This window comes from Streptomyces sp. NPDC048057, from assembly GCF_040653095.1.
Classification (GTDB): domain Bacteria; phylum Actinomycetota; class Actinomycetes; order Streptomycetales; family Streptomycetaceae; genus Streptomyces.
This window is the reverse complement of record NZ_JBEZNF010000025.1, coordinates 97,255-113,490: the sequence shown is the minus strand read 5'-3', so window position 1 is coordinate 113,490 and position 16,236 is coordinate 97,255. Positions and strand designations below refer to the sequence as shown.

The following is a 16,236-nucleotide window of genomic DNA, read 5'->3' as shown; positions in this document are numbered from 1 at the left end:
CTCGTTCACAGGTGGTCAGCTCGTCTTGCCCAGGGCGCGTTGCACCAGGCCGGCGACGTCCATCGCGTCGATCAGTTCGGTGTCCGCGGGGGTCGCCGGGCCTGCGCCGGCCCGGCCGCCCGTGCCGGTGCCCGCGTCCGTGCCCGCGTCAACGGCGTTCTGGTTCTCGGCCTCGGCGAGGCCGAGGAGGGCGTCCAGCACCCCGGCCTCCTTGAACCGGGCGAGCGGCACGGACGCCAGGACCCGCCTGAGGTCGTCCTCCCGCCCGGCGAGGCCGTCGTCGGGCTCCCGGAGGAGTTCGGTGCGCAGGAGGCCGACCAGCGCCTCCGGCGTGGGGTAGTCGAAGATCAGCGTTGCGGGCAGGCGCAGTCCGGTGGCCCCGTGCAGGCTGTTGCGCAGGTTCACCGCCGCCAACGAGTCGAAGCCGACCTCCTGGAACGCCTGGCGCGGGCCGATGCCGTCCGCGCCGCCGTGGCCGAGGACCGTCGATGCGTGGCCGCGGACCAGGCGCAGCAGGAGGCGGTTCTGTTCGGCGTCGGAGACCGCCCGCAGGGAGTCCGCGAGGGACGCCGCGGTGTCGCCGTCCGCGCCGTCGTCGCGCGCGGCCCGCAGCACCGCCGCGGCCTCCGGCAGGTCGGCGAAGAGGGGGCTGGCGCGCACCGACGTGAAGGCGGGGACGAAGGCGCCCCAGTCCATGTCGGCCACCGTCACGAACTTCTCGTTGCCTTGTACCGCCTGGACCATCGCGGTCACGGCCAACTGCGGGTCCATGGGCAGGACGCCCCGGCGGCGCAGCTGGGCGAGGGCTGCTTCGTCCATGCCCACGCCGATCCGGTCGAGGGCTCCCCAGGCGACGGACGTCGCCCGCAGTCCCCGGGCGCGGCGCCGTTCGACCAGGGCGTCGAGGACGGCGTTGGCCGCTCCGGAGGGCCCCTGGCCGCCGCCGCCCCACACCCCGGCGATGGAGGAGAAGACGACGAACGCGTCGAGCGGGGTGTCCTCGAACAGTTCGTCCAGCCACAGCGCCGTGTCCACCTTGGCCGTGAACACCTCGGCGAGGTCGTGCGCGCCGGTGTCGTCGACGGTGCTGGTCCGTGTGATGTCGGCCGCGTGCACGACGGTCGTGAGGGGCTGTTCGGGGTCCTGCGCGGACACGAGGCGCGCGAGCGCGTCGCGGTCGGTGTCGGCGCAGGACTCCACCGCGGTGGCGAGGCCCAGCGCGGCGAGGTCGGCGCGCAGTTGGGCCACGCTGCCGTCGGGCGCGTGCGCGGTGGTGGTGAGGAGGAGCCGTTCGACGCCGACGACCGCGAGCCACAGGGAGACGTGCCGGCCGAGCCCTTCGGCGCCGCCGGTCACCAGGACGGTGCCCCGGGGCTGCCAGCCGCCGTCACCGCTGGTATCCGGTGCTGCCTTGCGGACCAGCCTGCGCGCGTACGCGCCCGACTTCCGGACCGCGAGCTGGTCCTCGCCTGCGGCGGAGTTCAGCACGCCGAGCAGCGAGCCGGCCGTGCGCGGGCCGTGCGCGGCGGGCAGGTCGATCAGACCGCCCCACCGGTCGGGCCGTTCGAGTGCGGCGGCGCGGCCGAGGCCCCACAGTGCGGCTTGCGCCGGCGAGGTGAGGGTGTCGTGGATGCCGATGTTGACCGCGCCCCTGGTGAGGCACCACAGGGGCGGCGTCGCGCCGGTGTCCCCCAGGGCCTGGATCAGGACGAGCGTCGCCGCCGTGACGGCGGTCGGGTCCTGCGGACCGTCGGGGCGCCCGTCCAGGGCGAGCAGCGAGAGCACACCGGTCACGTCGTGTTCGGCGAGGACTCCGCTCAGCCGCTCGGCGAGCCGTTCGCGGGTGCCGTCGGCCGCGCCGACCTCCAGCAGTACGGTGCCGAGCCCGAGGCCGGTCAGTTCCGCCAGGAGCGCGTCGGTCCCGCTGTCCTCGGTGCGTCCGGCCGGGACGACCACCAGCCACCGGCCGCCGGGCACGCCCGTTGCCTCGTGGGCGAGCGGCTGCCAGGTGACGTGGTAGCGCAGCTTCTCGGCCGTCGACCTCCGGCGGCTCCTGACCCGCCATTCGGCGAGTGCGTGCACGAGGGCGTCCAGGGCACCGCGTTCGTCGGCCGACGTCGTTTCGAGGAGTTCGCCGAGGACGTCCACGTCCTGTTGCTCGACCGCGGCCCAGAAGTCGGCGTCCGCACCCTCGGCCGCGTCGGTGGCGGCGTCTTCCGCTGCCGCCTCGCGCAGCCAGTAGTGCTGGTGGTCGAAGGCGTACGTCGGCAGGTCCACGCGTGGGGACCGCGCGGGCAGCACACCGCTCCAGTCGACGGCCACGCCGCGTACGAACAGCTCCGCCATGGAGGCCAGCAGCCGCCGCAGACCGCCGTCTTCGCGGCGCAGCGACCCGGTCACCACGGCGTCGACCTCGCCCGCGTCCACGGCTTCCGTGACGGGCTGGACGAGTACGGGGTGGGCGCTGACCTCCACGAACACCCCGTAGCCCTGACCGAGCAGGTCGTGGACCGCGGGGCCGAACCGCACCTGACCCCGCAAATTGCGATACCAGTACCCGCCGTCCAACACCCCGGCGTCCGACACCCAGCCGCCGGTGACGGTCGAATAGAACGGCACCACCGGAGCCTTCGCGCTGATCCCGGACAGGGCCTCCGCCAAGGCGCCTTGGATGTCCTCCACGTGACGGGAGTGCGACGCGTAATCCACCGCCACCCGCCGCACCCGAACACCCTCGCCGGAAAGAGCCTCCAACGCCTCATCCAAAGCTTCGGCATCACCCGCGACCACGACAGAGGACGGGCTGTTCACCGCGGCCACCTCGACCCGCCCGGCCCACGGCTCCAGGCGCGCGACCGCTTCCTGCTCGCCGAGCGCCACGGACGCCATGCCCCCACGCCCCGCCAACTCCGTGGCAATGGCCTGACTGCGCAACGCCACCACCCGCGCCGCATCCTCCAGCGACAACGCACCCGCCACACACGCCGCAGCAATCTCACCCTGCGAATGCCCCAGCACCGCATCCGGCCGAACACCCACCGACGCCCACACCGCCGCCAACCCCACCATCACCGCAAAACTCGCCGGCTGCACCACATCCACCCGCTCCAACAACCCCGGCTCCACCTCACCCCGCAAAACATCAACCAACGACCAATCCACCCACGCCCGAAGAGCCGCCGCACACTCCGCGATCCGCTCCGCGAACACCGACGAAGAATCGAGGAGTTCACGCCCCATCCCGACCCACTGCGAACCCTGCCCCGGGAAGACCACCACGACCCTGCCGCGGGCGCCCGAGCCGGTCGCGCTCCCGGTCACCAGGTTCGGCCCGCCTTCGCCCCGGGCCAGCGCGTGCAGCCCGGCAAGGGCCTCGGCGCCCGACTCGGCCACCACCACGGCCCGCTCGCCGAGGACGGCACGGCTCGACACCAACGCTCCGGCCACGCCCGCCAGCGGCACACCCGACTCCACATGCGACGCGAGACGCCCGGCCTGCCCCGCCAACGAACCCACACTCCGCGCCGACACCACCAACGGCACCACGCCCACAGGACCCGGCTCCTCCGAGACCGACCCCTCCGGCGCCTCCTCCAAGATCAGATGCGCATTCGTGCCACTGGCGCCGAACGCGGAGATCCCGGCCCGGCGCGGACGGTCCCCGCGCGGCCATTCCCTGGCCTCGGTCAGCAACTCCACCGCGCCCGCCGACCAGTCCACCTGCGCGGTGGGTTCGTCCACGTGCAGCGTGGGCGGCAGGACGCCGTACCGCAGCGCCTGCACCATCTTGATCACACCGGCCACACCGGCGGCGGCCTGCGTATGACCGATGTTCGACTTCAACGAACCGAGCCACAAGGGCTGTTCCTCGTGACGACCCTGTCCGTACGTCGCCAGCAGCGCCTGCGCCTCGATCGGGTCACCGAGAGCCGTGCCCGTGCCATGGGCCTCCACCACGTCCACGTCCGACGGCGAGAGGCCCGCCGTGGCGAGGGCCCGGCGGATGACGCGCTGCTGCGACGGACCGTTCGGCGCGGTCAGCCCGTTGGACGCGCCGTCCTGGTTGACCGCACTGCCCCGGATGACCGCGAGCACCTGGTGCCCGCGTTCCCGTGCGACGGAGAGGCGTTCCAGGACGACCACGCCCACGCCCTCCGACCAGCCGGTGCCGTCCGCCGTCGACGAGAACGCCTTGCACCGCCCGTCGGCGGACAGTCCGCGCTGCCGCGAGAACTCCAGGAAGGCGTCCGGGCTCGCCATCACGGTCGCGCCGCCGGCCAGCGCCATCGAGCACTCGCCCTGCCGCAGCGCCTGCGCCGCCAGGTGGATGGCCACCAGCGAGGACGAACAGGCCGTGTCCACGGTGACCGCCGGGCCCTCGAAGCCGAAGACGTACGACACCCGGCCCGACGCCACGCTGGAGGCCGTACCGGTCATGAGGTAGCCCTGCACGTCCTCGGGCACCTGGTGGAGCCGGGTCACGTAGTCGTGGTGGACGATTCCGGTGAAGACGCCGATGTCCTCGCCCCGGGCCGACAGCGGATCGACGCCCGCCCGCTCCAGGGCTTCCCAGGAGGTTTCGAGGAGGAGCCGCTGCTGCGGGTCCATCGCGAGCGCCTCGCGCGGCGAGATCCCGAAGAGCCCGGCGTCGAACCGTGCCGCGTCGTGGAGGAAGCCGCCGGAGCGCGTGTAACTCGTGCCCGGGTTGCTCGGGTCGGGGTGGTACAGCCCCTCCAGGTCCCAGTCGCGGTCCACGGGGAAGCCGGAGATCGCGTCCCGGCCCTCCACGAGCAGCTGCCACAGCTCCTCGGGGCTGTCCGCTCCGCCCGGCAGGCGGCTGCTCATGGCGACGATCGCGATGGGCTCGTCGGAGACCGCCGCCACCGTGGCCGGGGCGGGGATCCCGAGCTGCTCGCCGAGGAGTTCGGCCCGCAGGAAGCCCGCGAGGAGGGCGGGGGTCGGGTGGTCGAAGACCAGGGTGGTGGGCAGGTCCACGCCGGTGAAGTCGCGCAGCCGGTTGCGGAGCCGGACCGCGCTGAGCGAGTCGAAGCCGAGGTTCTTGAAGGGCTGTTCCTCGTCGAAGCCGTTCCGTTCGCGGTGGCCGAGCACGACCGCGGTGCTCTCCTGGACCAGCTCCAGGACCAGGCGGTGCTGCTCCGGGGCCGCGAGCCCGGTCAGCCGGTCGGCGAAGGCGTCCGAGGCGCCTTCCGGTCGTGCGACCACGCGACGCGTGACGGCACCGGTCACCGCCGGTGCGTCGACGACGTCTTCGGGCGACGCGGAAGCCGCGTCGTCACTCGGTGCGTCGACGACGGTGCCGCCGACCTCGACCCAGTACCGCTGGCGTTGGAAGGCGTACGTGGGCAGGTCCGCTCCGGCCGCCGCCGCGGGGTGTCCGAGTACGGCCGTCCAGTCCACGGCCGTGCCGCGCACGTGCAGTCCGGCGAGCGCGGTCAGGACGTCGGCGGTCTCCCTGCCGTCCTTGCGCAGGGCGGCGATGCAGCTCTGCTCCGGTGCGTCGAGCACGCCGAGCGCCAGGGCGGCGAGGGCCCCGCCCGGGCCCAGTTCGAGGTACGTCGTCGCGCCGTGCCCGTGGAGCGAGGTGACGGCGTCGCCGAACCGCACGGTGTGGCGCACCTGGTCGACCCAGTAGCCGGGGGTGGCGAGCAGCCCGTCCCCGGCGGGCCCGCCGGTCAGCGTGGACACCACGGGAAGGTCACCCGAGCGGTACGACAGTCCCTCCGCGACCGTGCGGAACTCGTCGAGCATGGGTTCCATGAGCGGGGAGTGGAAGGCGTGGCTGACCGGGAGCCGCCGCGTCTTGCGGCCTCGGTCCGCCAGTTCCTGCGCGAGGGCCAGTACGGCGCCCTGTGCGCCGGACAGCACGAGGGCGTCGGGGCCGTTCACCGCGGCGACGCAGACCGCGCCCCGCGCCCGTGCGAGCAGGGGCTCGACGTCGGCTTCCGTCGCCTGGACGGCGACCATCGCGCCGCCTTCGGGCAGGGCCTGCATCAACCGGCCACGGGCGGCGACGAGTTCACCCGCCGCGGCCAGGTCGAGGACGCCCGAGACGTGTGCGGCGGTGATCTCGCCGATCGAGTGACCGGCGAGGAGGTCCGGCCGTACGCCCCAGGACTCGAAGAGGCGGAAGAGCGCCGTCTCCAGGGCGAACAGGGCGGCCTGGGTGTACAGGGTCCGGTCGAGCAGGTCACTGCCGGGCGCCGCGGGCGCGGCGAACGCCACGTCGCGCAGCGGGCGTGCCGCGTGGCCGCCCAGATGTGCCTCGACGGCGGCGCACGCGGTGTCGAAGGCGTCGCGGAAGACGGGGTGCGCCGCGGCGAGTTCGCGGCCCATGCCGGGCCACTGGCTGCCCTGGCCGGTGAAGAGGACGGCGAGTTTGCCCGCGACGGGCGTGCCGGTGACCACGGCGGGGCTCTCCTCGCCCCGGCCGAAGGCACGGAGGTCGGCTCCGGCCCGGTGCCGGTCGGACGCCAGGACGACGGCGCGGTGGTCGAGTCGGGCGCGGGTGGTGGCGAGGGCGTGCGCCGCGTCGGCGAGGCGTACGTCGGGCCGGTCGTCGAGGAAGCGGGCGATGCGGTCGGCCTGGCCGCGCAACCCGGCGGGCGTCCGCGCCGACGCGAGGACGGGTACGGGACGGTCGGCCGAGGGCTCGGTCACGGCCGCCTGTGCCTGGTCGGGGACTGCCTGACGGAGTGCGTCCTGGTCGGGGGCCTCCTCCAGGACGACGTGCGCGTTGGTTCCACCGATGCCGAACGAGGACACCCCGGCCCGGCGCGGACGGCCGTTCCGCGGCCACTCCCGGGCCTCGGTCAGCAGCTCGACCGCGCCCGCGGACCAGTCGATGTGGGACGACGGACGGTCCACGTGCAGCGTCTTCGGGAGCGTGCCGTGACGCATGGCCATGACCATCTTGATCACCCCCGCGACGCCCGCCGCCGCCTGGGTGTGCCCGATGTTGGACTTCACGGACCCCAGCCACAGCGGCCGTTCGGCGGGCCGGTCCTGCCCGTACGTCGCCAGCAGCGCCTGCGCCTCGATCGGGTCGCCCAGCGTCGTGCCCGTGCCGTGCGCCTCCACGGCGTCCACGTCCGCCGTGCCGAGGCCCGCATGGGCCAGGGCCTTGCGGATCACGCGCTGCTGCGCGGGCCCGTTGGGCGCGGTGAGGCCGTTGGACGCGCCGTCCTGGTTCACGGCCGACCCGCGGACGACGGCCAGGACCTGATGCCCCCGGCGGCGGGCGTCCGAGAGGCGCTCCACCAAGAGCAGCCCCGCGCCCTCGGACCAGCCGGTGCCGTCGGCGCCGTCCGCGAACGCCTTGCACCGGCCGTCGGGGGCGAGCCCGCGCTGTCGGGAGAACTCGACGAACGTCTCCACGGTGCCCATCACCATCACGCCGCCGGCCAGGGCGAGGGAGCATTCGCCCCGGTTCAGCGCCTGCGCCGCCATGTGCAGGGCCACCAGGGAGGAGGAGCAGGCCGTGTCGACCGTGATGGCGGGGCCCTCGAAGCCGAAGTGGTAGGCGATGCGGCCGGAGGCGACGCTGCCCGAACTGCCGGTGAGGCGGAAGCCCTCGATGCCGGCGGCGTCGGACGCCTGGTGCAGGCGCACGCTGTAGTCGTGGCTGTTGATCCCGACGAAGACGCCGACGTCCTGCCCGGCCAGGGCGGCCGGGTCGATCGCGGCCCGCTCGAACGCCTCCCAGGACGTTTCGAGGAGCAGCCGCTGCTGCGGGTCCATTGCGAGCGCCTCGTTCGGCGAGATGCCGAAGAACGCGGCGTCGAACCCGGTGGCGTCGTCGAGGAAGGCGCCGTGGCGCACGTAGGTGGTGCCCTCGTGGTCGGGGTCGGGGTGGAAGACGCGGTCGGTGTCCCAGCCCCGGTCGTCGGGGAACTCGGTGACGGCGTCGACGCCTTCGGTGACCACGCGCCAGAGGTCCTCGGGGCTGTGGGCGCCGGCGGGGAAGCGGCACGCCATGGCCACGATCGCGATCGGCTCGTCCGCCGTCGGGGCGGGGGCGCCGGGCTCGGTCGGACGGTCCGGCACCCCGCCGAGGAGCTTCGCGGCCAGGTGCCCGGCGAGGACGGCCGGCTTCGGGTAGTCGAAGACCATCGCCGGGGAGAGGGTGAGCCCGGTCGCGGCGGCGAGCCGGTTGCGCAGTTCGACCGCCGTCAGGGAGTCGAACCCGGCTTCCTTGAACGTGCGGTCCGCCCGTACGGCGTCGGCCGTGGTGTGTCCGAGCACGTCCGCGGCGTGCCCGCGCACGAGGTCGACCAGGGCCTCGGTCCGCTCGGCGGCGCCCAGGGCGGCGACGCGTTCCCGCAGCGACGCGGGGCCGGTGGGGTCGGTCGCCCGGGCCACGGGACGCGACGCGGGGGCGAGGGAGCGCAGCAGCGGCGGCAGTGGACCTTCGACCGCCGCCGCGGACAGCGCGGCCGTGTCGAGCTTCGCCGCCACCAGCGGGCCGGCCGTCTCCGCTCCGGTGCGCAGGGCGGCGTCCAGGAGGGCCATGCCCTCGGCGGTGGTCAGGCCCGTCATGCCGATGCGCCGGTTGCGCCGCAGGTCGGCGGCGCCGAGATGCGCGGTCATGCCGCTGGCGGTCGCCCAGTAGCCCCAGGCCAGGGACACCCCCGGCAGGCCGTCGCGGTGGCGCAGGGCCACCAGGGCGTCCAGGGCGGCGTTGGCCGCCGCGTAGTTGGCCTGCCCCGGGTTGCCGAGGACGCCGGCCGCCGACGAGAACAGGACGAACGCGGCGAGGTCCAGGTCCCGGGTCAACTCGTGCAGGTGCAGTGCGGCGTCGGCCTTCGGCCGTAGCACGGTGTCGACGCGTTCGGGGGTCAGCTCGGTGAGCACTCCGTCGTCCAGGACCCCGGCGGCGTGCACCACGGCGGTGAGCGGGTGCGCTGCCGGTACCGCCCGCAGCAGGTCCGCGACCTGGGTCCGGTCCGCCGTGTCGCAGGCGACGACGGTGACGGACGCCCCCGTCCCGGCCAGTTCCTCCTGGAGCTCCGGCGCCTCGCCCCGGCGACTGGCGAGCACCAGGTGCCGGACGCCGTGCGCGGCGACCAGGTGCCGTGCCGTCGCGGCCCCGAGCGTTCCGGTGCCGCCGGTGATCAGGACGGTGCCGTCGGGGTCGAGGGGACGGGGCCGCCCGGCTGCGGCCTCGGGTACGGGCACGCGGGCCAGCCGCGGCACCGTCGCGACGCCGCCGCGCACCCTCAGCTGTGGTTCGCCGCTGAGCAGCACGGCGGGCAGCGCTGCCCGGGAGTCCTCGTCGAGGTCCACGAGGACGATCCGCCCCGGGTGCTCCGACTGTGCCGACCGCACCAGGCCCCACACCGCGGCCACGTCGAGTTCCGCGCCGTCCCCGGTGACGACGGCGAACCGCGTCTCTGCCAGGGCGGGCTCGGCCAACCACGCCTGGAGCACGGCCAGCACCGCGTTGACCGGCGTACGGGGGTCGGCGTCCGCGCGTACGGCTTCGTACACGAGGACGTCCGGGGCCGCTTGCCCGGCGCGGGCGGTGACGTCCTCGGCGCCCGCGACGGTCACGCCGTCGAGCGGGCGGTCCACGGCGGGCAGCGGCAGTTCCGTCCAGTCGACGTGGAACAGCGCGTCGTGCGGCACCTCGTCCGCCGCCCGCACCTGTTCGAGGGCGAACGCCGTGCCTCGTACGGACGTGACGGTCATGACGGGCTGACCCGTGGGGTCGGTCAGTCGCAGCCCGGTGCCCTCCGGCGACGTCCCGCCCGCCCGGACACGGAGCGCGGTGGCACCCGACGCCAGCAGGGTCACCCCGGTCCACACCGACGCGACCATGCCGTCGGTTACGACCGTGCGCGCGGCGGCGTCCAGCAGCGCGGGGTGCAGACCGTAACGGCCCGCTTCGCGCAGCGCGGCACCTTCCAGCGCGACCTCGGTCTCGGGCCCGGCCGGCGAGGGCGTCGCCCCGAAAGCACCCGAAGCACCGGACGACAGCGTGCCGTGCGCGTGCCGGGTCCAGCGCGCGTGCAGCGGGGCGTCCCCGGCGCGGGTGTAGATCTCCACCGGCCGCCGCCCCGACCCGTCCGGCGCACCGACGACGGCCTGCACGCCGCGACTGCCCCGCTGCGGGAGCACCACGGGAACGTCGACGACGAGTTCGTCGAGCACGGGGGCGGCGGCGAGGTCGCCGAGCCGGACGGCCACCTCGACCAGGGCCGCGTTCGGCACCACGACCGCGTCCGCCACCAAGTGGTCCGCGAGCCACGGCTGCGACCGGAGCGACCACCTCGACGTGGCCGTCAGCCCGTCGGAGTTCGGCGCGCCGACGACGGCGCCCAGCAGCGGGTGATCCACCGCCGCCTGCCCCAGCGACGCCGCGTCGGTCGCCTCCGCGATCGGCTTCAGCCAGTAGTGCTGGTGGTCGAAGGCGTACGTCGGCAGTTCTCCGTGGGGGGACCGTGCGGGCAGCAGCGCCGCCCAGTCGACGTCCACACCTCGTACGAACAGTTCGGCCATCGACGTCAGGAGCCGCCGCAGACCGCCCTCCTCGCGGCGCAGCGAACCCGTCACCACGGCATCGACGCCGTTCGCGTCCACGGTCTCGGTCACCGGCTGCACCAACACCGGGTGGGCGCTCACCTCGACGAACACCCCGTGGCCGTGGCGGAGGAGGTCGGCCACGGCGGGGCCGAACCGCACCTGACCCCGCAGATTGCGATACCAGTACCCACCGTCCAGCACCCCGGCCTCCGACACCCAGTCGCCGGTGACGGTGGAGAAGAACGGGATCGTCGGGGTACGCGCACTGACCTCCACGAGGGCTTCGGCGAGCGCGCCCTGGATGTCCTCGACGTGACGGGTGTGGGAGGCGTAGTCCACCGCCACCCGCCGCACTCGAACACCCTCGCCGGACAAACGCTCCAACACCTCGTCCAACGCTTCGGCGTCCCCGGCGATCACCACGGAGGACGGCCCGTTGACGGCGGCGACCTCGACCCGGTCCGCCCAGGGCTCCAGACGAGTGGCCGCCTCCTCCTCGCTCAGGGCGACGGACGCCATGCCCCCACGCCCGGCCAACTCCGAACGGATCGCCTGACTCCGCAACGCCACCACCCGCGCCGCATCCTCCAGCGACAACGCACCCGCCACACACGCCGCAGCAATCTCCCCCTGCGAATGCCCCAGCACCGCATCCGGCCGAACACCCACCGACGCCCACACCGCCGCCAACCCCACCATCACCGCAAAACTCGCCGGCTGCACCACATCCACCCGCTCCAACAACCCGGGATCAACCTCACCCCGTAAAACATCAACCAACGACCAATCCACCCACCGGCCCAGCGCCACCGCCACTTCCCCAACCCTCTCCGCAAACACCGCCGAAGAATCGAGGAGTTCACGCCCCATCCCCACCCACTGCGAACCCTGCCCCGGGAACACCCACACCACCTTGCCCGGCGTACCCGTACCGGTCACCAGACCGACCGCGTGCTCACCGCGCGCCAACCCCCGCAACCCGGTCACTGCCTCCTCGGTCGAACCCGCCACCACCACCGCACGCTCACCCAGGACAGCCCGACCCGACACCAACGTCCCGGCCACCGCCGCGAGCGACGCACCGTCGGCGCCAGACTCCACATACGCGGCAAGGCGTTCGGCCTGGGCCGCCAGCGAAGCCGCGCTCCGCGCCGACACCACCAACGGCACCGGACCCACAGGGACGGGTTCCGGCGACACCGGTCCCTCCGGCGCCTCCTCCAGGATCAGATGCGCATTCGTACCGCTCACCCCGAACGACGACACACCCGCCCTGCGCGGACGCCCGTTGCGCGGCCACTCCCGCGCCTCGGTCAGCAACTCCACCGCGCCCACGGACCAGTTCACTTGGGGGGTGGGCGCGTCCACGTGCAGGGTCGCCGGGAGCACGCCGTACCGCAGCGCCTGCACCATCTTGATCACACCGGCCACACCCGCGGCCGCCTGCGCATGACCGATGTTCGACTTCAACGAGCCCAACCACAGAGGCTGTTCGTCGTCGCGGCCCTGTCCGTACGTCGCCAGCAGTGCCTGCGCCTCGATCGGATCGCCCAGGGCCGTCCCGGTCCCGTGGGCCTCCACCGCGTCCACATCGGCCGACACCAGCCCGGCGCTGGCGAGCGCCCTGCGGATGACGCGCTGCTGCGCCAGGCCGTTGGGCGCGGTCAAACCGTTGGAGGCGCCGTCCTGGTTGACCGCGCTGCCCCGTAGGACGGCGAGGATGCGGTGGCCGCGTTCGCGCGCCACCGACAGGCGTTCCAGCACGACCACGCCCACGCCTTCGGCCCAGCCGGTGCCGTCGGCCGACGACGAGAACGCCTTGCACCGCCCGTCAGGGGCCAGCGCCCGCTGCCGGGAGAACTCCACGAAGGTGCCGGGCGTCGCCATCACGGTCGCGCCGCCCGCCAGCGCCATCGAGCACTCGCCCTGCCGCAGCGCCTGCGCCGCCAAATGCATCGCCACGAGCGACGACGAGCACGCGGTGTCCACCGTGACCGCCGGGCCCTCGAAACCGAGCACGTACGACACCCGGCCCGACGCGACGCTGCCCGCGGAACCCGTGCTCGCGAAGCCCTCCGCCTCGGGGGCGACGACGCCGGTGCCGGTCGCCCCGTAGCCCTGGCCGAACACGCCGGAGTACACCCCGACGTCGGCCCCCTTGAGCGAGCCCGGGTCGATGCCCGCCCGTTCCAGGGCCTCCCACGAGGTCTCCAGGAGCAGCCGCTGCTGCGGGTCCATCGCCAGCGCCTCACGCGGCGAGATCCCGAAGAACCCCGCGTCGAAAAGCCCCGCCCCGCGCAGGAAGCCGCCCTGGTCGGTGTACGAGGTGCCCGCGCGGTCCGGGTCCGGGTCGAACAGGCCCTCCAGGTCCCAGCCCCGGTCGTCGGGGAAGCCCGACACCGCGTCCCGGCCCTCCGACACCAGGCGCCACAGGTCCTCCGGGCCCGCCACGCCGCCCGGCAACCGGCACGCCATCCCCACGATCGCGAGCGGTTCGCCCGGGTCGGCCGCCCGGACCCCCTCGGTCACCGGCTCGACGACGCCGAGGATCTCGGCCCGCAGCCGGGCCGCGAGCGCCGCCGGGGTGGGGTGGTCGAAGACGACGGTGGTGGGCAGCGGCAGCCCCGTGCCCTCCGTCAGTCGGTTGCGGAGCTCGACCACGGCCATCGAGGTGAAGCCCAGGTCGCGGAAGGCCCGGTCGGACGGGATCGGTTCGGCCGCTGACCGGTGCAGTACGGCGGCGGCCCGCGTGCGGACCAGGTCCTCCAGCAGCGCCCGTTGGGCACGCTCGTCCAGCGCGGCCAGGCGGTCGCGCAGGGCCGCCGTGACGGCGGCGTCGGGTTCGCTCTGTCGGGGCGTCGCCCGCTCGGCCACGGCCGACAGCAGGGTGGGGAGCCGGCGGGGATCGGTCGGTGCGCTCGGGTCGAGGGCCAGGAGCGTCGTGGGATTCGTCGTCAGGGCGGTGTCGAAGGCGGAGAGGAACGAGGTGCCCGCCCACCCCGAGTCGTCGGGTGCCGCGTCCTCGTCGCCAAACTGCCCGGCCCAGGCGAGGAAGGTGCCCGGCCGGTTCCGCAGCCGCCGGTTGCCCACCACCGCTCCGGTCAGCGCTTCGTCGACGGCGGCGGCCGGGCTGCCGGGCGTGCCCAACAGCCCGGCCGCGCCGGACACCGCGACGAAGGCGACATCCTCCGCGTCCGCGGCCGTCCCGTCGAGGAACAGGGCGAGTTCGGGGTCGTCGGCGGCGTGCACCACCGCGCTCACGGGCCGTCTCAGACCGGCGACGGCAGCCCGCAGCCGCTCCGGGTCGCGCCCGTCGGCGGCCACGCGCACGGTGTCCGTCTCCGTGGGAACCGGTGCGGCAACGGACGGCGTACGGGCGTCTCCCGGGGCATCGACGAGCAGCAGGCTTTCCACCTGGTGCACCGTGGCGAGCCGGTGCGCGAGCGCCGCACCGCGCTCCGTGTCCGCCCCGGTGACCACCACCGTGCCGCTGGCGCCGGACCAGGGCGTACCGCCCGGCTCGTCGATGACGGGCAGTCGGCTCAGCCGCGGGGCCAGCAGGGCGCCCGCACGGACCGCGATCCGGGGCTCGTCGGACGCGAGCGCGGCGAACAGCGCGTCGGCAGCAGGGGCCACGTCGGCGTCGAAGTCGAGGAGGGTGAGCGCGCCCGCGCCCTCTTCCTGGAGGGACTGGACGACGGACCACAGCGGAGCTTCCGTCAGGTCCTGCACCCCGTCCCGCGCAGGGGCCGCGACCGCACCGCGCGTGAGCACGACGAGACGGGCCGCCGCCAGCTCGGGGCGGGCCAGCCAGGCCCGCACCTGTCCGGCCAGGAGCAGGGCCGCGTCACGGCCGGCGGTGATCCGGTCCCGCGCGTCAGCCGAACCCACCGGGCGTACGACGACCGTCACATCGGGTACCGCGTCCGCGTCGGCGACCGCCGCCAGGTCCGGATGGTGCCGTACGTCGGCGCCCGCGGCTTGCAGCGCGGTGACGATTCCGGCCGCCGATGCGCCGCCCGCGACCGCCCACGTCCGGGCCGGGGGTCGGCGGTCCGCCGGTGGCGCCACCGGAGCCCACTCCGGGCTGAGCAGCCCCTCGTGGTGACCGCTCGCGGCGTACCGCAGCCGGCTCGGCCGGTCGGCGAGGAGGAGCCGCTGCGTCTTGCCCGACGCGGTTCGGGGAATGGCGGTGACCTCGTGGACGCGCTCCGGCACCTTGTACGCGGCGAGCCGTTCGCGGCACCGGTCGATCAGCGTCCGCGCGTCGAAGCCGGAGGGCCCGGGGACCACGTACGCGACGGGCACCTCCCCGAGCGTGCCGTGGGGCGCGCCGGAGACGGCCGCGTCGGCGACGCCTTCGATGGTGCGCAGGACCGTCTCGACCTCCTCGGGGTGGATGTTCTCCCCGCCCCGGATGACGAGCTCCTTGATGCGCCCGCAGATGGTGAAGTACCCGGCGTCGTCGCGCCGGGCCAGGTCCCCGGTCCGGTACCAGCCGTCGCGCAGCGCCTCGGCGGTCGCGTCGGGACTGTTGTGGTATCCGACCATGACGTTCGGGCCGCTGACCCACACCTCCCCCACCTCTCCGGTGGGGACGTCGAGGCCGGTGCCGGCATCGACGACGCGGACCCCGACGCCCGGCACGGGCAGGCCGCAGGACCCGTCGACGCGGGCGCCGTCGGGCGGGTTGACGGTGATGGCCCCGCACGTCTCGGTGCTGCCGTAGGCGTCGACCAGGGGGACGCCGAAGGTCTCCTCGAAGTCCCGGCGCAGGCCCGGCCCGGTGACCGCGCCGCCGACCAGTCCGATGCGCAGGGCGGGCGCGGAGAAGCCGTTCTGCCGGGCGGCCGTCACCAGGTGGTGGTAGGTGGTGGGGACCCCGGCGAGGAACGTCGTGTCGTCCTCGTGGAGCGCCTTGATCACGTCGTCCGCGGTGCCGCCGTCCAGGAGCCGGGCGGTGGCGCCGACCACGGTGACGGACAGGACGCAGGCGATGTGGGAGAGGCTGTGGAACAGCGGGAGCGGCCACAGCACCCGGTCCCGGTCCGTCAGCCCCGGTATCGGGACGTAGCAGGAGGCCACGGACCAGAGGCAGTTGCGCTGCGTCGACAGCACCCCCTTGGGGCGTCCCGTCGTCCCGGAGGTGTAGAACATCCAGGCCACGTCGTCGAGGCCGAGGTCGTCCCGGGCGGGCACGGGCGGTTCGGTGACGGCGAGTCGGTCGTACGCGTGCGTTCCCGGCCCCGCCACGGCGGCCGACTCCTCGCCCGTCACCAGGAGCGTCGTGGCGGGCGGCACGGCCGGTGAGCGCCGCAGCCGCTGCGCCTGCACGGGGTCGGTGATGACCGCGGTGGCGCCGCTGTCGGTGAGTGCGTACTCCAGTTCGGCCAGGGCCGAGGCCGGATTGAGCGGCACCCCGATGCCGCCGACGCGGACGACGGCGAGGTAGCTCTCCACGGTGGCCACGGTGTTGCCGAGGCAGATGGCCACCCGGTCGCCGCGGGCCACGCCGAGTGCGGCGAGGTGACCGGCCAGCCTGCGCGTCCGTGCCTCCAGGTCGCCGTAGGTGACCGCCCGCCGGTCGTCCTCGAAAGCCACCTTGTCGGGGAAGCGGGCCGCGTTCTCCAGGAGGGCGACGGGCAGTGGCTCGATGAGGTCGGTGCGCACGATGCCGCGGTTCCTTTCGGGGGA

General features: G+C 74.4%; 1 protein-coding gene. It reads right to left on the bottom strand.

What is annotated here, in order from left to right; translation table 11 throughout:
* Positions 1-15: 15 nt before the first annotated feature.
* Positions 16-16,212 (bottom strand): type I polyketide synthase, encoded by a 16,197-nt coding sequence (locus AB0E05_RS27290; protein WP_361968098.1) that lies wholly within the window; start codon positions 16,210-16,212, stop codon positions 16-18.
* Between the last annotated feature and the right edge of the window lie 24 nt (positions 16,213-16,236).